General features: G+C 66.3%; 17 protein-coding genes, 1 other RNA gene and 2 pseudogenes. 11 read left to right on the top strand and 9 right to left on the bottom strand.

Translation table 11 applies throughout. The features are described from left to right. Nucleotides 1-439 precede the first annotated feature (439 nt). A complete protein-coding gene (locus AC1D2O_RS35175) occupies nucleotides 440-1,462 on the bottom strand; it encodes an IS110 family RNA-guided transposase (RefSeq protein WP_478158711.1) in 1,023 nt (340 codons plus the stop codon). 240 nt (nucleotides 1,463-1,702) lie between these two features. Here AC1D2O_RS35175 and AC1D2O_RS35170 point away from each other — a divergent pair, with 240 nt between their 5' ends. The 7 genes and pseudogenes from AC1D2O_RS35170 to AC1D2O_RS35140 form a co-directional block, all read left to right on the top strand. After that, the gene (locus AC1D2O_RS35170) at nucleotides 1,703-2,770 is read left to right on the top strand and encodes an IS110 family RNA-guided transposase (RefSeq protein ID WP_478158710.1); all 1,068 of its coding nucleotides are present in this window, start codon (nucleotides 1,703-1,705) and stop codon (nucleotides 2,768-2,770) included. 382 nt (nucleotides 2,771-3,152) lie between these two features. Further along, complete coding sequence (locus AC1D2O_RS35165) at nucleotides 3,153-4,190, top strand: IS110 family RNA-guided transposase (RefSeq protein ID WP_477650420.1); 1,038 nt, start codon at nucleotides 3,153-3,155, stop codon at nucleotides 4,188-4,190. Between the two features lie 419 nt (nucleotides 4,191-4,609). Then, nucleotides 4,610-5,650 (top strand): MerR family transcriptional regulator, encoded by a 1,041-nt coding sequence (locus AC1D2O_RS35160; RefSeq protein ID WP_478158709.1) that lies wholly within the window; start codon nucleotides 4,610-4,612, stop codon nucleotides 5,648-5,650. 20 nt (nucleotides 5,651-5,670) lie between these two features. Then, nucleotides 5,671-7,101, top strand: coding sequence for a carotenoid oxygenase family protein (locus tag AC1D2O_RS35155; RefSeq protein WP_478094790.1), 1,431 nt, complete (start codon nucleotides 5,671-5,673; stop codon nucleotides 7,099-7,101). Nucleotides 7,102-7,265: 164 nt separating this feature from the next. After that, the gene (locus AC1D2O_RS35150) at nucleotides 7,266-7,727 is read left to right on the top strand and encodes an N-acetyltransferase family protein (protein WP_477650692.1); all 462 of its coding nucleotides are present in this window, start codon (nucleotides 7,266-7,268) and stop codon (nucleotides 7,725-7,727) included. 69 nt (nucleotides 7,728-7,796) lie between these two features. Beyond that, the gene (locus AC1D2O_RS35145) at nucleotides 7,797-8,504 is read left to right on the top strand and encodes a toll/interleukin-1 receptor domain-containing protein (RefSeq protein WP_478158708.1); all 708 of its coding nucleotides are present in this window, start codon (nucleotides 7,797-7,799) and stop codon (nucleotides 8,502-8,504) included. Nucleotides 8,505-8,918: 414 nt separating this feature from the next. Then, nucleotides 8,919-9,143, top strand: a pseudogene (locus tag AC1D2O_RS35140) (glutathione S-transferase N-terminal domain-containing protein); the annotation flags it as partial. Here AC1D2O_RS35140 and AC1D2O_RS35135 read toward each other — a convergent pair. Continuing rightward, nucleotides 9,135-9,986: pseudogene (locus AC1D2O_RS35135) on the bottom strand (IS5 family transposase); the annotation flags it as partial. The pseudogenes AC1D2O_RS35140 and AC1D2O_RS35135 overlap by 9 nt on opposite strands. A gap of 235 nt (nucleotides 9,987-10,221) precedes the next feature. Next, on the bottom strand, nucleotides 10,222-11,226 hold the full coding sequence (locus AC1D2O_RS35130; protein ID WP_478090211.1) for a Bug family tripartite tricarboxylate transporter substrate binding protein: 1,005 nt from the start codon (nucleotides 11,224-11,226) through the stop codon (nucleotides 10,222-10,224). A gap of 128 nt (nucleotides 11,227-11,354) precedes the next feature. Here AC1D2O_RS35130 and AC1D2O_RS35125 point away from each other — a divergent pair, with 128 nt between their 5' ends. Continuing rightward, nucleotides 11,355-13,001: an MBL fold metallo-hydrolase gene (locus tag AC1D2O_RS35125; RefSeq protein WP_478090210.1), complete on the top strand. Its 1,647-nt coding sequence runs from the start codon at nucleotides 11,355-11,357 to the stop codon at nucleotides 12,999-13,001. Then, nucleotides 12,998-13,705, top strand: coding sequence for an RNA pseudouridine synthase (locus AC1D2O_RS35120; protein ID WP_478090209.1), 708 nt, complete (start codon nucleotides 12,998-13,000; stop codon nucleotides 13,703-13,705). Before AC1D2O_RS35125 ends, AC1D2O_RS35120 begins: the two co-directional genes overlap by 4 nt. A gap of 123 nt (nucleotides 13,706-13,828) precedes the next feature. On the opposite strand, the gene rnpB is transcribed toward AC1D2O_RS35120, so the two are convergent. Continuing rightward, nucleotides 13,829-14,165: RNase P RNA component class A (gene rnpB / locus AC1D2O_RS35115), an RNA gene on the bottom strand. 67 nt (nucleotides 14,166-14,232) lie between these two features. Here rnpB and cysK point away from each other — a divergent pair. Both cysK and AC1D2O_RS35105 read left to right on the top strand, forming a co-directional pair. Continuing rightward, nucleotides 14,233-15,153, top strand: coding sequence for a cysteine synthase A (gene cysK, locus AC1D2O_RS35110; protein WP_478090208.1), 921 nt, complete (start codon nucleotides 14,233-14,235; stop codon nucleotides 15,151-15,153). Between the two features lie 128 nt (nucleotides 15,154-15,281). Further along, the gene (locus tag AC1D2O_RS35105; protein ID WP_478090207.1) at nucleotides 15,282-16,937 is read left to right on the top strand and encodes an NAD(P)/FAD-dependent oxidoreductase; all 1,656 of its coding nucleotides are present in this window, start codon (nucleotides 15,282-15,284) and stop codon (nucleotides 16,935-16,937) included. 132 nt (nucleotides 16,938-17,069) lie between these two features. Here AC1D2O_RS35105 and htpX read toward each other — a convergent pair whose 3' ends face one another. From htpX to AC1D2O_RS35080, 5 genes are all read right to left on the bottom strand, one after another. Further along, nucleotides 17,070-17,936: a protease HtpX gene (gene htpX / locus AC1D2O_RS35100; RefSeq protein ID WP_478090206.1), complete on the bottom strand. Its 867-nt coding sequence runs from the start codon at nucleotides 17,934-17,936 to the stop codon at nucleotides 17,070-17,072. Nucleotides 17,937-17,990: 54 nt separating this feature from the next. Further along, nucleotides 17,991-18,800, bottom strand: a complete 810-nt coding sequence (locus AC1D2O_RS35095; protein ID WP_478090205.1) for a DUF3025 domain-containing protein — start codon at nucleotides 18,798-18,800, stop codon at nucleotides 17,991-17,993. Beyond that, on the bottom strand, nucleotides 18,797-19,567 hold the full coding sequence (locus AC1D2O_RS35090; RefSeq protein ID WP_478090204.1) for an NYN domain-containing protein: 771 nt from the start codon (nucleotides 19,565-19,567) through the stop codon (nucleotides 18,797-18,799). The genes AC1D2O_RS35095 and AC1D2O_RS35090 overlap by 4 nt, the downstream gene beginning before the upstream one ends. Nucleotides 19,568-19,628: 61 nt before the next feature. Continuing rightward, nucleotides 19,629-20,669 (bottom strand): dihydroorotase, encoded by a 1,041-nt coding sequence (pyrC, locus tag AC1D2O_RS35085; protein ID WP_478090203.1) that lies wholly within the window; start codon nucleotides 20,667-20,669, stop codon nucleotides 19,629-19,631. Next, nucleotides 20,666-21,583, bottom strand: coding sequence for a LysR family transcriptional regulator (locus AC1D2O_RS35080; RefSeq protein ID WP_478090202.1), 918 nt, complete (start codon nucleotides 21,581-21,583; stop codon nucleotides 20,666-20,668). Before AC1D2O_RS35080 ends, pyrC begins: the two co-directional genes overlap by 4 nt. Nucleotides 21,584-21,636 lie beyond the last annotated feature (53 nt).

The raw sequence follows: 21,636 nt of genomic DNA, 5'->3' as shown, positions 1-21,636 counted from the left end.
ATCACGTAAAGACTCTCTCACAGGTTGCTATGGCAATCGATCGTTGATGGCAATACAGGTAGGACCGGGGCTGGTCAAACCTGACGGGTATAACGAGCTTCGAGCTCGCAGTCTTATTGAGGAGCCAGCCAGCGCATTCCATCAGGGCCGAAGCGCTTCATGCGTCTGAAGGTCGGATGTATGTCTGCAATCTTCTCCTGCTCGCCAGCAACGTGACATAGCCTTGCAAACTGGGGGCGTCCATGTATATATCCGGCCTTGTCATGCAAGCCGAAGCCTGCGGGCCCTGATGGAATTCGCCAAGAACGTCCTCATCTCGGCCACGCGCTTTGCGGCGCAAGGCTGTGTTCAGGTTTGCGTTCTCGCGGTCCGACCTGTCTTGCCATCACCTTGAATCGACCTCAGCAACCAACCAGTGCTCCCTGTATCCTCTTTCCTTCTACGCTGGCTTCACGCTCACGAAGTTCCTTTGATAGGCTTGGCCTCGCGCCAGAATCGCCCAAGCCGTGCGAGCCATCTTGCTTGCGAGTGCGACCGCAACGACATTGGCTGGTCGCCTCGCCTGTATTTCCCTTTGCCAAGGCGTCGGTACCTTCGTGTGATACATGACCGACCGCGCCCCGTGAATCAACAGCGTTCGCAAATACGGATCGCCTCGCTTCGAGATCGAGCCCAGTCGAACCTTGCCTCCTGTGCCGCTTTGACGGGGCACCAGGCCGAGGAATGCGGCGAACTCACGTCCAGACTTGAACATCGCGGCGTCACCCATCGTCGCGACCAGCGCGGTCGCGGTCAGCCTCCCTATGCCGGGTACATCGGCGATGGCGCGGCAGGCCGCATCTTGCTTCTGCCAAGCGGCTATTCGTGCCTCCAGTCGATCGATGTCTTGCTGCAATCCATCGATACGCGCAACCTGCTCTTGCAAACAGGACAGCATCGTGCCTGGTAGTTGGCTCTCGAGCTCGGCCATGCGTGCCCTGATCTCGGCGAGACCGGCGACACGACCTGCCCTGAATGTAGCGCCGAACTCGTAAAGCAACCCTCGCAACTGGTTCACTTGCATCGTGCGGAATTTGAGCAAGAGCGTGCGCATCCGATGAAGACTCAGCATCGCTTGCTGTTCCTCCGACTTCACCGCGACTGTGCGCATCCCCGGCTGATGCACAGCAGTCCAGATCGCACGTGCATCCGCGGCGTCGGTCTTGTTGGTTTGCACGAAGGGTCGGATGAATTTCGCATGCAGCAAGACAACCTCGTGACCCATCGTTCTGATTTTGCGCGCCCACCAATGCCCGCTTCCACAGGCCTCCAACGCCACGCGTCCTGGCAGTCGAAATGACAAGAACTTGATGAGCTCTCCCCGGCTAAATCGCCGATTCACGATTTCGCCGGTTTGCRCATCGACCCAGTGCAGCTGAAACACGCTCTTTGCAACATCAAGTCCATAGGTCGTAGCAGTCATGTCGGGTCTCCAATCGGAAGTGAGGGGGATGGAATCCCCACTCTGACACGCCGGCCGTTCGGTGGCCTACGCGGCTAAAAGGTGGGCGGTGTCCATGCCATCTCGGCCCGGAGCCGCGGGCCGACGACAGGCTACAGTCGGCCAATACCAATGAATACGAAGGGACCTCCTCGGGGTAGGTTCGACCGCTGCGCCATCATGTAGTGGCGGCGGCAGGCCGCAAACATGAAAGGAGCCCTTATGAATGCCATCGCACGGGTAGGCGTCGACCTGGCGAAGAATGCGCTGCAGGTGCACGCGGTGGATCTTGGTGGAACGGTCGTTGCGAATCGCGCGTTGGCGCGAGGGAAGTTCATCGAATGGTGCGCGCAGCTGCCAGCCGGTTGCTTGGTTGCAATGGAGGCGTGTTCTGGGGCGCACTTTTGGAGCCGGAAGCTCCTTGCGATGGGCCTGGATCCACGCATCATTCCGGCGCAGCTTGTCGGGCCATACCGGCTGCAGGGTCGCGGGGGCAAGAACGATGCGAACGATGCCGCGGCCATCTGCGAGGCGGCATCCCGTCCCCAGATGCACTTCGTGCCAACCAAGACCGTTGCTCAGCAAGGCATGCTCTGCGTGCACCGACTGCGCGAAGGCCTCAAGGAAGAACGAACAGCCTGCATCAATCGAATCCGAGGACTGTTGGGCGAGTTCGGTGTCGTCCTCCCGCAAACGTCGGCAGTCTTGCGTGCGCGAATCAGCGAAGTCGTTGAGGATGGAACCAACGAGATCGCCGGCGTGGCGCGTCTTGTTCTTCAGCGGGCAACTGAGCACTGGCGGGAACTCGACGACCATATCCAGTGGTGCGACGAGCGCATCGCGGCCCATCGGAAGAATGACGAACAGGTCAGGCGAGCCTCTCAACTCAAGGGCGTTGGCCCGGTCACCGCGTCCGCGCTGATCGCGACGGTTGGGGACTTCAAGCAATTCCGCAATGGCGCGCAGTTTGGTGCTTGGTTGGGACTTACGCCCAACCAGAATTCCAGCGGCGGCAAGACGAGGCTAGGTGGAATCACGAAGCGAGGCGATATGTACCTCCGAATGCTGTTGATCCAGGCGGCCCGCTCGGCAGTTCTCTCGGCCGACAAGCGCAGCGATCCGATCTCGAAATGGGCCCAACGCCTGCGCGAGCGGTCCGGTTGGCAGAAAGCGGCCGTCGCCCTCGCCAACAAGAACGCGCGGATCTTGTGGGCCGTGTTGGCCAAAGACCAGGTCTTCGACTGCAACCACGTGAGCGTCAAGCCCTGCGTTGTGCAACCCGTTGCGTAACGAGGGATGGTTGACCGACAAACTGAAATTCCTGCCAGACCTGAGCTGAAGATACGTTGAACTGGTTAGACCGTCAGCAGGCAAGCTCGTGTCCATCCCAGTGGTCACTCGACACCACGCGCAATGAATGGAGCCCTGCTGAGCGGTTCGTATCTGGGCCCACACCACGTCGTGCAACAAGGCCGCCTGTAGATGTGCAGTCTTCCCTGTTCAATCGTCCCGATGCTCGAGCCTCGAAGGAGCGGTACCCAGCGCCAGACACCACGCTTTTGCCTTGACACAAGCGGAGGTCCCTGTAGGGATGGACGCCCCCACCCGTACCGGCATCGATGTGCCAAAGTGGAAGTGTCACCAACCACTTGAACCGAGAGGGGCGTCCACCATGAAGATTACGACTGTTGGCATCGACCTGGCCAAGAATGTGTTTCAGGTTCACGCAGTGGATGAGCATGGGCAGGTCGCGCTGCGCAAGCAGCTGCGACGCGACCAGATGACGACGTTCTTCGTGAACCTGCCACCGTGCCTCATCGGCATGGAGGCGTGCGGCAGTGCCAACCACTGGGCGCGCACCCTGCAGGGCTTCGGCCACACGGTGCGCTTGATGTCGCCACAGTTCGTCAAGCCGTATGTGAAGAGCAACAAGAACGACGTGGCTGATGCGGAAGCCATCTGCGAGGCCGTCACCAGGCCCAGCATGCGGTTTGTGCCGGTGAAGAGCGTCGAGCAGCAGGCTGTGCTGTCGCTGCATCGCGCACGCCAGGGCTTCGTCATTGCCCGCACCGCGCAGGCCAACCAAATTCGCAGCCTGCTCGGCGAGTTCGGCCTGGTCATCCCGAAGGGCATCTGTCACGTTGCCAAGCAAGTCCCCGAGCTGATTGAAGACGCGAGCAACCGGCTGCCGGGAACGTTCCGCCAACTCATTGCTCGCCTGACCGAGCACCTCAAGGAGCTGGACAAGCTGGTCCACGAGTTCGAGGACCAAATCAAGGCTTGGCATCGCAGCAGCGAGCTCAGCCTCCGGCTCGAGAAGATTCCCGGCATCGGGCCGCTGGGAGCCAGTGCTCTGGTGGCCTCCATCGCGGATGCGAACAGCTTCGACAACGGCCGGCAGCTCTCAGCCTGGCTCGGCCTCGTGCCACGGCAGCATTCGAGTGGAGGCAAGCCAACGCTTCTGGGTATCAGCAAACGTGGAGACGTGTACCTGCGCACCTTGCTGATTCACGGCGCGCGCTCCGCCATTGTTGCGGTGCAGCGCAAGGCCGTGAACACCAATGTGTGGCTCGCGAGCCTGCTGAACCGACGACATCCGAACGTGGCCGCGGTCGCACTGGCCAACAAGAACGTGCGAACGGTCTGGGCGCTGCTGGCCCACGGGCGGGAGTTCCGACCTAACTACGTGCCGCCGCAACTCGCGGCATAGCCAACCGCGACCCTGCAACACAGACGACAGGAGTACCGAACCACCGATTGCTCAGGCAATCACGCAGTGATGGCAAGACAGGTAAGACCGTGGTTGGCGAAGCCCAGAACGTCCGGAGCACCTTGAGTGCGAAACACCGACAGAGGAGCCGACCAGCAGACCCCATCAGGGACACCGGCGAGAAGCCGCATCGAAAGTCCGAATGTACGGGTGCAATCGAACCTTCAAGTCATCATCAACTGAATGCCTGGCATATTCGGGGGCGTCCATGTACGGAAGTTCGGCGCGACGGTCCAGTTTCTTGCCAGAGTCGCCTCGGAAGCGACAAAGCTGATGGCGGAGCGACCGCGGGCCACGAAAAGTGCTTGACCCTCTCGTAACGGCACGGTCTAGGATGCCTTCAACTTGAGAGGGAAGGCATGTTTCTGAGGATTGGTGAACTGGCCCGGCGCACCGGGCTGACAGTGCGCGCATTGCGGCACTATGACGACATCGCCCTGCTGGTGCCGTCCGAAAGGTCCAGTGGCGGCTACCGCCTATACGGGCGGAAAGACGTGGCGCGGCTTTACCGCATTCAGGCGTTGCGGCGACTCGACCTGTCGCTCGCTGACATACAAGGCCTGCTCGACAACGCGGCCGGCGGTATTTCGGAAGTCGTGGCGCGGCAGGTGGCGCAACTCGACCGCGAAATCCTGCAGGCGTCGGCGCTGCGCACCCATCTGCTCGCGGTGCAGGGCCAGATACAGGCCAGCGAAGAACCCGGCATCGACGACTGGCTCTTGGCACTCGAAAGCATGGTCGCGGGTTCGAAGTACTTCAGCGACGATGAACAGCGCACGCTCAAGACGCAGCGGGAAGGTTTCACTGACGCAGTGGCGCCCGAGCGCGCCGAGTTGTCGGCGTGGCTGCACCGCCTAGTCGCCGCCGGCGTATCGCCCGAGAGCCCGCAAGCGCAGGCCCTGGCGCAACGTTGGATTGAACTGTTGCTCGAAGAAGCCGGCGGCGACGAAGGTCTGCTGATGAAGCTCTACACCATGCACTGGAACGAGCCGTCGCTCCACGCGCTGACCGGTGTGGACCGCGCGGGCATCCGCTACATCTCGCACGCGATGGCCTTCGCGCGCCTCCAGCTCTACGCGCCTTACTGCAGCGCCCGCGACATGGCCAATTTGCGCCAGAACTACGTTGCGCAGACCGATGCATGGCCGCCGCTCATCGCCGAGGTTCGGCAACAGATGTTGACGGGCACCCCCATCGATGGCGCAGCCATGCGTGCGCTGGCGCAGCGTTGGCAGGAGCTCTCGCTCGCCAAGGCCGGCGGCGATGCCGCGCTACACGCGAAGCTGCAGCGCGCGTTTCACCACGACGCGGCTCTGCGGGCTGGCTCGGGCATCGACGAGACGTTGGCCGCCTACGTTGGGCAAGCCATCGCGCATCTGAACGGCACATCGACCTCCTGAATGAATCCCAAAGGCTCCACGTGAACGCAGAAACACAGACGAACCCTCACTTCTTCACCGGCAACTACGCGCCGCTCGCCGAGGAGCACGACATCACGCAGCTCCACATCGAAGGCACGCTGCCACCCGGGCTGTCAGGCAGCCTGTACCGTGTCGGCCCAAGCCCGCAGTACGCACCGCGCGACAATAACTACCACTGGTTCTCCGGCGACGGCATGGTGCACGCCTTCCACATCGACAAGGGCAGCGTGTCGTACAGCAACCGTTGGGCGCGCACGCCGAAATGGCAGCTCGAACATGAAGCCGGGCGCGCGCTCTTCGGCACCTTCGGCAACCCCGCCACCAGCGACCCGCTGGCGCAGGGCCGAAACGGTGGCACGGCCAACACCAGCATGCTGTGGCATGGCGACCGACTGTTCGCCCTCGAAGAGTCGCATCAACCCTTTGAGCTCGACGCCTACACGCTGGCTTCCAAAGGGCACCAGAGCTTCGGCGACCGCGTGACCTCGCGCTGCACCGCGCACCCGAAGGTGGACCCCGAGAGCGGCGAACTGCACTTCTTTGCGTATTCGCCCGACGGCCCTTGTTCGCCGGCCATGCTCTATGGCGTGATGGACAAGCACTGCGAGGTCACGCGGCTCGAGTCGTTCAAAGCGCCGTATGCCAGCATGGCGCACGACTTCATGGTGACGCGCGGGCATGTGCTCTTTCCCGTCACACCGCTGACGCTCAGCGTGGAGCGCGCGATGCGCGGCAAGCCACTGCTGGCCTGGGACGTCGGCCTGCGGACACACGTTGGCGTGATGCAGCGCGGTGGCGCGGCGGACACACTGCGCTGGTTCGACTCCGACGCCTGCCACGTGTTCCATGTGATGAATGCCTGGGACGACGGCGCCACTGTCGTGGCCTATGTGATGCAGTCGGAAACGGCGCCCGGACTGCCCGATGCCGAAGGCCATCCCGGTGACCCCGACGCCATGGCCGCGCGCCTGTGCCGCTGGACTTTCGACTTGAGCGGCACGGACACAGGATTCCGACGCGAGTACCTCGACGACTTGGTGGCGGAGTTTCCACGCATTGACGAGCGCTACACGGGCCGGCGCAACCGCTACGGCTTCTACACCTGCCATGCGAGGTCGCGCGCAAGGGATGACTCGGAAAGCGTGCTCTACGACAGCCTCGCCCGTTTCGATTTCGATACCGGCGAGCGCAGCATGCACACGCTGCCGCATGGAGACGTGGTGTCCGAACCGGTGTTCGTGCCGCGCGCCACCGACGCAGCCGAGGGCGACGGCTGGCTGCTTGCCGTGGCCTGGCGTGAACAGGAACGGCGCAGCGACCTGCTGGTGTTCGATGCAATGGACCTGGCGGCGGGACAAGTTGCGGTCGCCCGTTTGCCGCACCGCGTACCGTTCGGCTTCCACGGAACTTGGCGCCCTGCGCGCACTTGACCCTTTCAGGCCATCAGCCAGTGGCTGCCTTCAAGAGGGTCGAGATACAGGAATGGGCTCGAAGTTCTTTCGCGCGACCGGCTACAGTCGGCCAGAACCAGACCTTCGACGCTCGTCTAGAAAACCCTTCGTCGCTTCTCCACTACCCAAGCTCACGTCCTTCCGTGCTCGAACAAATCCTCATTCGCCCGGCCGTTGAAGGCGACTTCGTTGCTTGGCTGCCTCTCTGGGATAACTACAACTCGTTCTACGGCCGCAGCGGAGCGACGGCGTTGCCAGTCGACATCACGCGGACGACCTGGTCGCGCTTCCTCGACGTCAACGAGCCAATGCATGCGCTGGTGGCCGAAGGCTCTTCTGGCCTTCTCGGCCTGGCCCACTTTCTTTTCCATCGAAGCACCACTCAACTCGGCCCGAGCTGCTATCTGCAGGACCTGTACACCGTCGAAGCTGCCAGAGGAAGGGGCGTCGCACGCGCTCTCATCAACGAGGTCTATCGGCGGGCGATGGCGGCCGGTGCCCCGCGGGTGTACTGGCAAACCCACGAGACCAATGCCACGGCGATGGTGCTCTACGACAAGGTTGCCGAGAAATCGGGTTTCGTTGTCTATCGGAAGATGCTCTGACCGAGGACTGGCGGCAGCTCATGTGAACCTACTTGAGAATTCGGCTACAACAAAAGAGGAAGCACAGCAATGGCAAGATGCACAGCACCAGTTCGTGGGCACAATTCCGCTGCCGCGCGGGCGGCCTGCCCTGCATGCAGTTCCCGCTATGGCGGTTACCGCAGCAGCTACGGCAGCGGCTACAGCTCGTCCTACTCGTCGGGCGGCGGGAGCAGCTACAGCGGCGGTGGCAGGTCCAGCGGAGGCGGCAGTTCCAGGCCGCGCTGGTCGCGCGCCGGTTCGTCCGTCTCGTACACGCCTGCTCAGGTGGCGTCCCTCACGCCGGTCCGCGAGGCTGTTGAAAAAGAAGCGGCGGCGAAGCCAGACCTTCGGGATTGCTTCCTCTGCCACGCTTGGGATGACCGGCAGGGAGCCGCCAAGGAACTGCACGATTTGCTCGAAGCGGCTGGTGTCAAGGTTTGGTTCAGCGAGAAGGACCTTGGCCTTGGCGTGCCGATGATGCGCGCCATCGACAAGGGCTTGGCGGCCTCGAAAATCGGGCTCGTCCTGGTGACCCCTGCATTGCTAGCACGCCTCCCGAAAGAGGGCGTCGCCGACAAAGAGCTTTCGACCCTCCTCCAGGGTAACCGGCTCGTGCCCGTCGTGCACGGCACGACGTACACAGCGCTCCGCGATGTCAGCCCCATGCTCGCTTCGCGAAGCGGCCTTGACACGTCGGAAGACACGATGGCGGTGGTCGCAACCAAAATTGCCGAGCTGGTCACCATCTGGAGCTGACAGGGCTAGCGGAAGAGCTGCCGCATCGCCTCCATCTCTCGCTCGTGCTCTTCCTTGAACTTCTTGACGGCCTCGGTCGCCCGCTTGCTCATCTCGTGGCTGCTGGTTCAGCTTCTCGACATCGCCGCCGAGGCCCATGTCAGCGCGGCTTGAGTGCCGCAGCGGAATCGGTCTCCTCCACAATTTTGATGAGATTTCAACCGCAGCAATGCGGGGCCCTGACGGACCTGAATGGTCACGGTCGCTGCTCTGGCAGGATGCGGGCAACAGCCGCCAGCGGCCAGAACCGGTCGGTGGTTCACGACGCTCAGTTTGCCCAATGGCAGACCTTCGACGCATGGCGTTGCGAATCCATTATGGAGACGCATCTGAGCGGCGAGTGCGCGGATACCGTACGTGGAAAGGACGCTCAAGATGACCATCACCATCACCGCCTTTGAACGGTCGCCCGACGGTGGCAAGGGTCTTGCACGAGACACGCGCGTCCGCTGGGCGCTGGAGGAAGCCGGCCTGCCCTACGAGGTGCGCTTGGTGTCCTTTCACGCGATGAAGGAGGCCGCACATCTGGCGCTGCATCCCTTCGGCCAGATACCCACTTACGAGGAAGGTGACCTCGTGCTGTTCGAGACCGGCTCCATGCGGCGTGACCTTCATGCGGTGCAGCTCTTCGATGAACTCGGCCGCGTCATAGCCCTTGTCGGCGCCGAGCGTGACCTCGGTATCCGCACTCGCGGCTGCCTGACGTGCGTCCCTGATCATGATCTTGGCCGCTTCACGTTCGGCAAAGCCGTCGGCCTGCGTGACCATCGCGTTGACGACCAGGCCGTGACGGTTGTCGGTGAGCGTGTGCCCCATGTAGCGCAGCTCGCTGGCCGTCTTGCCCTTACGGTACAGCTTTGAATCGGGATCGGTCTTCGACTCGTGCGTTTCATTGCTGCGTTGCTGGCCCTTGAAGTCCCCGCCGCTGTCGCCACCGTCSTCACCGTCYTTGCGAACGAAGCTCTTGTGTCCGGCCCAGGCCTGGATCARCGTGCCGTCGACGCTGAAGTGCTCACCCGACAACCAATCCTTGTTCTCGGCCGTCTCCAGCACTTCGTTRAAGAAGGCGACCACTGCGTCGTGCTCGATCAGGCGCTGGCGATTCTTGCTGAACACCGTCGGCACCCACACCGCGTCGTCCATCGCCAGGCCGATGAACCAACGAAACAGSATGTTGTATTGCGTCTGCTCCATGAGCTGGCGCTCCGAGCGAATGCTGAACAGGATCTGCAGCAGCATCGCCCGCAGCAGCTTCTCCGGCGCGATGCTCGGGCGGCCGCCCTTGATGTCGGCCTCGTACATCCGGGAGAACAGCTCATCCATCTTGGCCAGAGCCTCGTTGACCATCACCCGGATGCGGCGTAGCGGATGATCCGCTGGAACGAAATCGTCCAGCCGTCTCATGGTGAACAAACCTTCGGTGAATGTGTCAGGGCCGCGCATCGGAGCAGGTTTCGTGGGTCTGCGAAGACAACGCCTCAGGCCCACTTTCGGGGGACCATCCGGTGAGGTATTTCAGCAGCCTGCTAGCTCGCCCTGTCATTGGGCTCGCCCCCAGGTTGCCCCGCACTGCGTGTCGGGGCGCCCACCCCCTACCGGGGGCAACACCGGCGGCCCGGCAAAGCCGGTTCCGCGGTGTTTCACCAACGGGCCTGGCTGCGCTGGCCGGAAGCGGGCGTCAATCGATGTGGATGTTCGCCGCCTTGGCGACCTCCGCCCACTTCACGCGGTTGGCGTGGACGGTCTGCTTGAACTGCGCCGGCGACTCGATGCGCACCGTGTTGCCCTGGCTTTCGAAGCGTTCGCGCAATTCGGGCTGCTCGAGCACCGACGCGATGGCGGCGTTGAGCTTTTCGACGACACGCGGGTCGGTACCCTTGGGCGCGAAGATGCCGAACCAGATCGAGCTGTCGAAGCCCTGGGCGCCCGGAATTCCGCTCGAGGCGATGGTCGGCACCTCCTTGATGGCGGCCACCGGCTTGGCGGTGGTGACGGCCAGCAGCCGCACCTTGCCGGCCTTGTACTGTGGCAGCACGGTCTGCACCTGGTTCATGATGCAGCAGGTCTCGCCGCGCACCACCGACGTGATGGCCTCCGGCCCGCCCTTGTAGGGCACGTGCACCATGTCCAGGCCCAGGCGCGAGTTGAACTCCGCGAACGCCATGTGGGTGCCGGCGCCGTTGCCGGTGGAGGCGTAGTTGTACTTGCCCGGATGGGCCTTCACGAGCTCGACGAATTCCTTCAGGGTCTTCACGTTGATCACGTCCGGGTTGATCGTGAGCACGTTCGAGACATCGAGCACCGGCGCCACCGGGATGAAGTCGGCCTCGACATCGAAGGGCAGCTTCTTGTAGAGCGCCGCATTGCTGCCGTGCGTGGCCGCGGTGCCGAAGGCCAGCGTATAGCCATCCGGCCGGGCGCGCGCCACGTATTCGCTCGCGATGTTGCCGGCGGCGCCGGACTTGTAGTCGATCACCACCGGCTGGCCGAGCTTCTGCTGCAGCGGCTCCTGGATCGCACGCGCCACCACGTCGACGCCCGAGCCGGCCGGGAAGCCCATGATCATCGTGATCGGCTGGTGCGGCCAGTCCGGCTGGGCGGAAGCGACCGGAGCGAGGGCCCAGAGGGCGAGCGCCGACCACGCGGCAAGATGGCGCAGGGAGCCGGGAAAAGAACTGGGCATGGCGATCTCTGGTGACGAAATGGGCAGGTCCGGATTGTGGCGCTTTGCTCATGAAGAATCGTGTAGAAGCTTATGCGCCGCCGCCCCCTTTGCACGAGGGTTCGCCGATCTCCCGATAATCTCGACCCATGGTACGCCCCACCCAACTGCTCCACCCCCAGCGCGAACCGGCGCCCGTGCGCGCCGCCGCGACCGTGCTTCTGCTGCGCGACACGCCCGAAGGCATCGAAGTGCTAATGACCCGGCGCTCCGCCAGCGCCAGCTTCGCGCCCGGCGCCTACGTGTTCCCGGGCGGACGCATCGACGAAGGCGACGCCAGCGCGCGCGCCATCGCGACGCGCCGCCCCACCCAGGGCGAAGCCCAGCTCACCCAGGCGATCGCCGCGATCCGCGAAAGCTTCGAGGAACTCGGCGTGCTGCTGGCCCACCATCCGGACGGCCGCCCGGTGAGCGCCGAGGAAGTCGCCGCCATGGACCGCAGCACCGCCAGCACCACCGTCGCCTTCGCCGACCAGTGCGCGGCGCGCGGCCTGCGGCTGTCGACCGACAAGGTGTTCACCTTCGCGCACTGGATCACCGACCGCGACCTGCCCAAGCGCTTCGACGTGCCCTTCCTGGTCGCCCCCATGCCCGAAGGCCAGACGCCGACGGCCGACGAGACCGAGCAGTTCGAACCCTGCTGGGTCCGGCCGGCCGATGCGCTCGCGCGCCACGCGGCGGGCAGCTTCTTCATGATCTTCCCGACCGTGCGCACGCTCGCGCGGCTGGCCGCCTACCCGACGGTCGCCGCCGTGCTCGACGCCTGCGGCCCCCGCGATGCGGGCGAAGGCCCGCTGTGGACCAGTTGTCCGCGCGCAGGCTGGCTGGCCGGACAGGAAGCCCGCTACATGGAAACCGAGTCGCCGTTCGGCGAGCTCGCGCTGGTCAGCCCCGACGGCCAGATCGTCCATGCGCTCGACTGGCAGAGCGAGCGCGCGGTGCCGCTGCTGAAGAACGTGCAGCGCCTGACCGCGCCCAATCCGGGCGCGATGACCGGCCCCGGCACCAACAGCTACATCGTGGGCGATGCGGCCACCGGCTACATCGTGATCGACCCGGGGCCGAACGACGTCGACCACATCGGCCGCCTGTGGCAAGCGACCGGCGGCGACGTCCGCCTGATCGTCTGCACCCATTCGCACCCCGACCACTCGCCCGGCGCCCTGCCGCTGCAGCAGCTGTGCAAGAGCCTGCCGCCGATCCTCGGCATGCCATCGGCGCCGACCGCACGCGCCAGCGCCCGCTTCACGCCCGACCGGGTGCTGCAGGACGGCGAGCGCCTGGTGCTGGACGGCCACACGCTGCGCGTGATCCACACGCCCGGCCACGCGGCCAATCACCTGTGCCTGCTGCTCGAGGAAGACGGACTGCTGTTCTCGGGCGATCACATCCTGAACGGCAGCACCACCGTGGTCGATCCGCCGGACGGCAACATGAACGCCTACCTCGACTCGCTCGACAAGCTCGACGCCGCCTGTGCCGAAGGCGGCGTCGGCTTCATCCTGCCCGCGCACGGCTATGTGCTGGGCGACGCCCGCGCCGCCATCGCCCACCTGAAGGCGCACCGCCTGCGGCGCGAGGCCAAGATCGCCGCCGCGATGCGCCAGCGGCCCGAGGGCACGCCCGAGGAATGGCTGCCGCTGGCCTACGACGACGTCCCCGAACGCATGTGGCCGGTGGCCGCGCGTTCGCTGGCGGCGCATGTCGAGCGCATACGCCAGACGACCCAGCCATGAAAGATGCGGACGAGGGCATCCGGCTGGCCAAGCGGGTGGCGGCGCTGGCAGGCTGTTCGCGGCGCGAGGCCGAGCTCCTGATCGAGAACGGCGCGGTGCGCGTCGATGGCGAGCCGGCACTGTTGCCGCAGGCGCGCGTGCTGGCGCACCAGCAGGTCGAGATCGAGGCCGGCGCCCGGCCCGAACCGGTGGTGCCGGTCACGCTGCTGCTGCACAAGCCCGCCGGCACGCCGACCGACCACGCGCACCGGTTGCTGCTGGCCGCCAACCATCACGAGCCCGAGCGCGCCGGCCTGCGCTTCCTGCCGCGCCACGTGGCGGCACAGCGCTGCATGACGCCGCTCGAGACCGGTGCCAGCGGCCTGGTGGTGTTCACGCAGGAGTGGCGCATCGAGCGCAAGCTGCAGGAGGACGCCGGCATCCTCGAGCACGAGGTCATGGTCGACGTCGCCGGCCCGGTCGGCCCCGAGACGCTGGCGCGCTTCGAGCGCGGCCCGGCCCGCGTCAGCATCGGCCAGCAGGCCGAAGGCCACACCGGCCTGCGCTTCGCCCTCAAGGGCCCCCGCCCGGGCCAGATCGCCCATCTCTGCGACGACGCCGGCCTGCAGATCCTGGCCATGAAGCGCATCCGCATTGGCCGGGTGCCGCTGTCGGGGTTGCTGCCGAGCCAGTGGCGCTACCTGACGCCCAACGAACGGTTCTGATGCGTCGAGGCGCGCTCCCTTCGTGGGGCCCGCCGCGCCGGGCCGCTCCCAAGCGGCCGGGCCGCCTCCGGTCGGGGGTGGACGGCTACACGAAGTGAGCCAACCTGGGGGCGAGCGAAAAAAGTGTGAAGCGCGCCTGTAAGCCGGATTCTGTGCACTGAAGCCTCTTGCGAGACCCCAGCGTGACCGCCATTACTCTGGGCCGTTTGTCGCCAAACGGCTCGATGCCACCTACCCGCCAGCTCTGCGGAACCACATCGACGCTGGCCTACTTGGTGTTGCTGCGCGCAGAGATTGCCCGTTTCACCCGACCGGGGTTGCCCCCGGCCGACTCGTCTCTGTTGCTCTGATCCTCACCTCGCGGTGGGGAGCCGTTAGCTCCTGCGCTGTCCTGTGCAGTCCGGACGTTCCTCCAGTGCGCTCTTTCGAGACTTGCACCAGCGGCGGTCCGGCGCGCTTCACCCGTCGATTATCGCCACAATGGCGCTCCCTTTTCGTTCAGCCGGGGCCAGCCCCAAGGAGACCGCATGAAAGCAGACACCATCCTCCAAACCATTGGCAACACGCCGCATGTGCGCATCCAGCGCCTCTTCGGCCACGCGACGCAGCAAGTCTGGATCAAGTCGGAGCGCGCCAACCCGGGCGGCTCGATCAAGGACCGCATCGCCCTGTCGATGGTCGAGGATGCCGAACGCTCGGGCGCGCTGAAGCCCGGCGGCACGATCGTCGAGCCGACCTCCGGCAACACCGGCATCGGCCTGGCGATGGTGGCGGCGGTCAAGGGCTACAAGCTGGTGCTGGTGATGCCCGACAGCATGTCGGTCGAGCGCCGCCGCCTGATGCTCGCCTACGGCGCCAGCTTCGACCTGACGCCGCGCGAGAAAGGCATGAAGGGCTCGATCGCACGGGCCGAGGAGATCGTCGCCGGCACGCCCGGCGCCTGGATGCCGCAGCAGTTCGACAATCCGGCCAACGTGGACGTGCACGTGCGCACCACGGCCGAGGAGATCGCGGCCGATTTCCCGGGCGGCATCGACGTGCTGATCACCGGCGTGGGCACCGGCGGCCACATCACCGGCTGCGCCCGCGTGCTCAAGAAGAAGTGGCCCAAGCTCAAGGTCTTCGCAGTCGAGCCGGTGGCCTCGCCGGTGATCTCCGGCGGCCAGCCCGCGCCGCATCCGATCCAGGGCATCGGCGCCGGCTTCATCCCGAAGAACCTCGACACCGACCTGCTCGACGGCGTGCTCCAGGTCGATGCCGAGCCGGCGCGCGAAATGGCGCGCCGCTGTGCGCGCGAGGAAGGCATGCTGGTCGGGATTTCGTCCGGCGCCACCCTGGCCGCGATCGCGCAGAAACTGCCCTCGCTGGCCGCCGACGCGGTGGTCCTGGGCTTCAACTACGACACCGGCGAGCGCTACCTGTCGGTCGACGGCTTCCTGCCCTCGTGAGACATTGCGGGACAGACCAAGAAACAGCGCAGCGGGTTTTTGCTCTGTCCTGACTGGAGGCGGCGCGCCGCGGCCTGGGCGGCGTTGCGATAATCGGCGTCCCTGCTTGATAGACACAAGCCCACGACATGCTGAGAATCTCTGAAATCAAACTGCCGCTCGCCCACGACGAAGCGGCGCTGCTCCAGGCCATCGCCGGGATCCTCGGCGTCCCCGCCGGGGCGCTGGCCGAGCACAAGGTCTTCAAGCGCAGCTTCGACGCCCGCAAGGTCGACCTGCTGCAGGTCTACATCGTCGACGTGGCGCTGTCCGACCCCGCGCTGGAGGCCAGCCTGCTGGCCAAGTTCGCGGAGAACCCGCGCATCGGACCGACGCCCGACATGGCGTGGCACGCCCCGGCGCAGGCGCCGGCCGAGCTGCCGCTGCGGCCCGTGGTGGTGGGCTTCGGCCCCTGCGGCATCTTCTGCGCGCTGCTGTTGGCCCAGATGGGCTTCAAGCCGATCGTGATCGAGCGCGGCAAGACCGTGCGCCAGCGCACCAGGGACACCTGGGGCCTGTGGCGCAAGAGCGTGCTGAACCCGGAGTCGAACGTGCAGTTCGGCGAAGGCGGCGCCGGCACCTTCTCCGACGGCAAGCTCTACAGCCAGATCAAGGACCCGCGCTTCCTCGGCCGCAAGGTGATGGAGGAGTTCGTCAAGGCCGGCGCGCCGCCCGAGATCCTCTACGTGGCGCACCCGCACATCGGCACCTTCAAGCTGGTGAAGGTGGTGGAGCACATGCGCGAGCAGATCACGGCGCTGGGCGGCGAGATCCGCTTCGAGCAGCGCGTGAGTGACGTGCTGATCGAGGACGGACCGGAAGGCAGACACCTGCGCGGCCTGGTCGTGCTCGACCAGCGCACCGGCCAGACCAGCGAGCTGCGCGCCGACCACGTCGTGATGGCGCTGGGCCACAGTTCGCGCGACAGCTTCGAGATGCTGCACGCGCGCGGCGTGCACATCGAGGCCAAGCCCTTCTCGATCGGCTTCCGGGTCGAGCATCCGCAAGGCCTGATCGACCGCGCGCGCTGGGGCCGCCATGCCGGCCACCCGCTCCTGGGCGCGGCCGACTACAAGCTGGTGCACCACGCGAGCAACGGCCGCTCGGTCTACAGCTTCTGCATGTGCCCGGGCGGCACCGTGGTGGCCGCGACCAGCGAACCAGGCCGGGTCGTGACCAACGGCATGAGCCAGTATTCGCGCAACGAGCGCAACGCCAATGCGGGCATCGTGGTGGGCATCGAGCCCGGCGACTTTCCGGGCTGGGACGAGGGCCGCGCCGGTTCGCCGCTGGCCGGCATCGAGCTGCAGCGCACGCTGGAGTCGAACGCCTTCGTGCTCGGCGGTGGCGACTACCGTGCGCCGGCCCAGTTGGTGGGCGACTTCGTCGCCGGCCGGCCTTCCACGGCGCTCGGCAGCGTGCTGCCCTCGTACAAGCCGGGCGTGACGCCGGGCGACCTGCACGGCGCGCTGCCCGGCTACGCGATCGAGGCCATGCGCGAGGCCTTTCCGGCCTTCGGCCGCAAGATCAAGGGTTTCGACCTGCACGATGCGGTGCTGACCGGCGTCGAGACCCGCACCTCGTCGCCGATCCGGATCACGCGCGGCGAGGATTTCCAGAGCCTCAACGTGCGCGGCCTGTACCCGGCCGGTGAAGGCGCGAGCTATGCCGGCGGGATCCTGTCGGCGGGGGTCGACGGCATCAAGGTCGCCGAAGCCGTGGCGCGCAGCGTGGCCGGAGCCTAGGGCACAGAGTTCCGGCCGGCGCAGCCAGGCCCGTTGGTGAAACACCGCGGAACCGGCTTTGCCGGGCCGCTGGTGTTGCCCCCGGTAGGGGGTGGGCGGGCTACACGCAGTGAGCCCAACCTGGGGGCGAGCTCAGCTGTTCTGCAGCGCGGCGATGCGCTGCTCGATCGGCGGGTGGGTCGCGAACAGGCTGCCGAGCTTGCCCGTGATGCCCATGGCCTCGACCGACTTCGGCAGTTCGCCGGGCGTCAGGCCGCCCAGGCGCGCCAGCGCGTTCATCATCGGCTGCTTGCGGCCCATGAGCTGGGCGGCGCCGGCGTCGGCACGGTATTCGCGCTGGCGCGAGAACCAGGCCACCACGATAGCGGCGGCGAAGCCGAGCACGATGTCGAGCACGATGGTGGTCACGAAGTAGCCGATGCCGGGGCCCGACGAACGCTCGTCGCGGCGCAGGAAGCTGTCGACCGCATAGCCGATCACGCGCGACAGGAACACGACGAAGGTGTTCATCACGCCCTGGATCAGGGTCATGGTGACCATGTCGCCGTTTGCCACGTGCGCCACTTCGTGGCCGATCACGGCCTCGACCTCTTCGCGCGTCATGTTCTGCAGCAGGCCGGTCGAGACGGCGACCAGCGAGGAGTTCTTGAAGGCGCCGGTGGCGAAGGCATTCGGGTCGCCTTCGAAGATGCCGACCTCGGGCATGCCGATGCCGGCCTTGTCGGCGAAGTTGCGCACGGTCTGCACGATCCAGGCCTCGTCGGGCGACTGCGGGTCGTTGATGATCCGCACGCCGGCCGACCACTTGGCCATCGGCTTGCTGATGAGCAGCGAGATGATCGCGCCGCCGAAGCCCATGATCAGCGCGAAGCCGAGCAGCGCGCCGAGGTTGAGCCCGTTGGCCGTGAGGAAGCGGTTGACGCCCAGCAGGCTGGCGACCACGCCCAGAACAGCGACCACCATGACGTTGGTCAGGACAAACAGAAGGATGCGTTTCAAGTTGGATTCTCCGTGGGGAAACGACGTGTACAGATGGGGACGGGGCGGCCCGCTTCAAGCGGAGCCAGGCTGCAGGGCCGGTTTGGTTGGCTTTGGTTGTGGAGCCCTGCGAGGTCGGAAAACCTCCGAGTCATCATAGAAGGAAAAGTTCTCGTTGGGTCGCCACCAGCCGGGCACGCCGAGCACCGGAAGCGGCACGAAGGGCTTGGTGGCGAGGTGCCCGGCGTCCAGGGCGGCCGCGATCGAAGCGTCGCTGATCGCGAGCGAGGGGTTCGCGCCCGACGGCACCAGCACATGCGCCGTGGCGGCCTTGCGGGGCGTGTGCAGTTTTTCGAGCAGCGCGTGGCCGAACACCAGCAGCCGCACTTCGCGCCACAGGCTGCGCCGCGTGACGAAGAGCCGCTGCCAGTCGCGCGCGACCAGTGCCTCCCACAGGGCCGGCGGCGCGTCGAGCACGGCGCCGTTCTCGTCGAAGAGGGTCAGCGCATCGCGCAGCGGGCCCCGCGTGCCGCCGATGCCGGTGCGTGCGATCTCGGCGGCCTGCAATTCGTTCAGGCGGCGCTTGGCGCGCGGGAAATGCAGCCAGACCAGGCCATTGAGAAGATCGTGCAGGGTGTCGCGCGTCGGCACGCAGGCGGTGCGAAAGATGAAGGCCTCGTAGGCTTCGCCCGGCGCCGCGCTGTCGCCGGGCACGAAGCTCAGCGGCCCGGCAGGCAGTTCGATGGCCACCGGCTCGGCCGACAGCGCATGGGCCACGCTGTGGCCGCCTGCAGTCCTCGCGGCCACCCGTTGCGCGCACGGCGCCAGGGGCGCCAGCCAGGGCGGCGAGGCATCGACGACCACGCCGCCGGCCACCGGATTCACGCCGGCATCGGGCCGACGTACTGCACCTTGTTCGGCGTCTTCTCGGGTGTCAGCAGGAACAGCTCGGGGTGTTTCTTGAACAGCTTGGGCGAGCTCGCGCTCTTGCCGAGCAGCTTCGCGGCGCGCAGTCGCTCGGCCGCGACATTGAGCTCGACCTTGTTGCCCATGCCGAGCTCGACCACGGCGTCGAGGATGCGCAGCACGTCGTCGGGCAGCACCGGCGCGCGAGGGGCGGGTGCGGGCGCCTCGGCCTTGGTGCGCCGGGGGGCGCGCGCGGCGCGCTTGGCGGCCGGCTTGGCCACCGCCGCCACGCGGGCCTTGGTCGCCTTCGGTGCCGCATGGTGCTGCAGGTCGACGAAGCTGTCGTAGACGGCCACGGTCTCGTCGCCGGTCTTGCCCTGCTGGCCGATGCCGCAGACGCGGCAACCTTTCTCGCGCAGCCGGATCACCAGCGGCGCGAAATCGGAATCGGAGGACACCAGCACGACGATGTCCGGCCGCTCCGCGATCACCAGATCGATGGCATCGACCGCGAGCGCGATGTCGGTGCTGTTCTTGCCGGCCGACAGATTGACCATCGGCCGCATCGACAGCCGCTTGAAGAGCGCCTGCTGCTTGAGCGCGGTCTCGGCATTGCAGTAGGCGCGGCGCACGTGCACGGCGCCGTGCTCCGACAGGGTGCGCTCCACGGCCTGTTCGATGACGTCGGACGACACGTTGTCGGCGTCGACCAGCAAGATCACGCGCGGAGCGGCCGTACGGCTCATTGGAGTACCTCCGTGCTGCGCACTGCGGTGCGAGCTTGCTTGGGGCGGCCCGGCGCGGCGCTCATGCGAGCCTCCAGGCCACCGTCTCGCCGCCACGCAGGGGTTTCAGGGTCGCATCGCCGTAAGGCACGGTCTCGGGCACGGTCCAGCTTTCGCGCCGCAGCGTCACGCGGTCGGTGTTGCGCGGGAGTCCGTAGAAATCCGCCCCGTGGAAGCTGGCGAAGCCCTCGAGCTTGTCGAGCGCGCCGGCGTTGTCGAAGGCCTCGGCATACAGCTCGAGCGCGGTCAGCGCGGTGTAGCAGCCGGCGCAGCCCAGCGCGTGCTCCTTCAGGTGCGCGGGATGCGGCGCGCTGTCGGTGCCGAGGAAGAAGCGGTCGCTGCCGCTGGTGGCCGCTTCGACCAGCGCGACGCGGTGGGTCTCGCGCTTGAGCACCGGCAGGCAGTAGTAGTGCGGCCGGATGCCGCCCGTGAAGATCGCATTGCGGTTGTAGAGCAGATGGTGGGGGGTGATGGTGGCGGCCGTGAAGCGGCTCGCGTCGCGCACGTAATGGGCGCCCTCCTTCGTGGTCAGGTGCTCGAACACCACCTTCAGCTCGGGGAAGTCGCGCCGCAGCGGGATCATCACGCGGTCGATGAACACCGCCTCGCGGTCGAACAGGTCGACCGCCGGGTCGGTCACCTCGCCGTGCACCAGCAGCAGCAGGCCGTGCTTCTGCATCGCCTCGAGCGTCGCATAGGCCTTCTTGATGTCGGTCACGCCGGCGTCGCTGTTGGTGGTGGCGCCGGCAGGGTAGAGCTTCAGCGCGCGAACCCCGGCCGCCGCGGCGCGCTCGATCTCCTCGGGCGGCAGCTTGTCGGTCAGGTAGAGCGACATCACGGGCTCGAAGCGCAGACCGGCCGGCACCGCTTCGAGGATCCGGGCGCGGTAGTCCAGCGCCTGCTGCGCGGTGGTCACCGGCGGGCGCAGGTTGGGCATGATCAGCGCGCGGCCGAACTGGCGCGCCGAGTGCGGCACCACGGCCTGGAGCGCGGCGCCATCGCGCACGTGGAGATGCCAGTCGTCGGGGCGGGTGAGGGTGAGGGTGTCGGCGGGGCTTGTCATGGCACGGATTGTCCCATCGTGGTCGCCGCGCCGCGCGCCCGCTCGAGGATGAAATCGATGAAGGTCCGCGCCACCCGCGTGTGCTGCCGGTTCGGCATGTAGAGCATGAACATCCCGGTGCCGAAGATGCTGAGCCGCCAGTCGTCCAGCGTGGTCACGACCTCCCCGCGCTGCAGGTCGTCCTGCACCACGTAGTCGGGCACCAGCCCGATGCCCAGGCCGGCGAGCACGGCCTGGCGCAGGAACAGGAAGTTCTCCGAGATCAGCGTCGGCTCGAGGATCACCTCGCGCCGCTCCTCGCCCTGGTAGGCCGACACGCGCAGCTGCCGGCCGATCACCGCCGAGGTCACGACCGGCGCCCCCTGCAACTGGTCGAGCTGGGTCGGCAGCCCATGCGCCTCGGCGTAGCCGCGCGATGCGCAGGCCACGTAGCGCACCGGACCGAGCTCGCGCGCCACCAGGTTCTGCGGCGGCTCGGCCATGACGCGGATCGCGATGTCGACCTCGTCGCGCAGCAGGTCCTCGATGCGGTTCTCGAACAGCACGTCGAGCACGATGCCCGGGTACAGGCGCTTGAAGGCAATCAGCCAGCCGGACATCACGAGCTGGCCGTAGCCGCTCGGAACGCTGAGCCGCACGCGGCCCTGCAGCCCCTGGCCCAGCGTGGTCACCGATTCCTTCGCCGCCAGCAGTTCGCCCTGGATGGCGAGGCCATGCTGGTACAGCCGCAGGCCGATCTCGGTCGCCTCGGCCCGCCGCGTGGTCCGCCGCACCAGCTGCGCGCCGACCGAGCGCTCGAGCTGGTTCAGGTGGTAGCTGACGTTGGCACGGCTCATGTTGAGGCGGCGCGCGGCGGCACTCAGGTTGCCGGCGTCGAGGATTTCGACAAGGAGGGTCAGCGATTGCAGGTCCATGGGGCCATTTTGTCAAAACTTCTTTGACAGTCTGTCAATCGGCAATGCAATTG

The organism is Variovorax sp. P1_G12, assembly GCF_056405555.1.
Note: the sequence above shows the minus strand (reverse complement) of the source record. Positions and strands in the feature narration are given on the sequence as shown.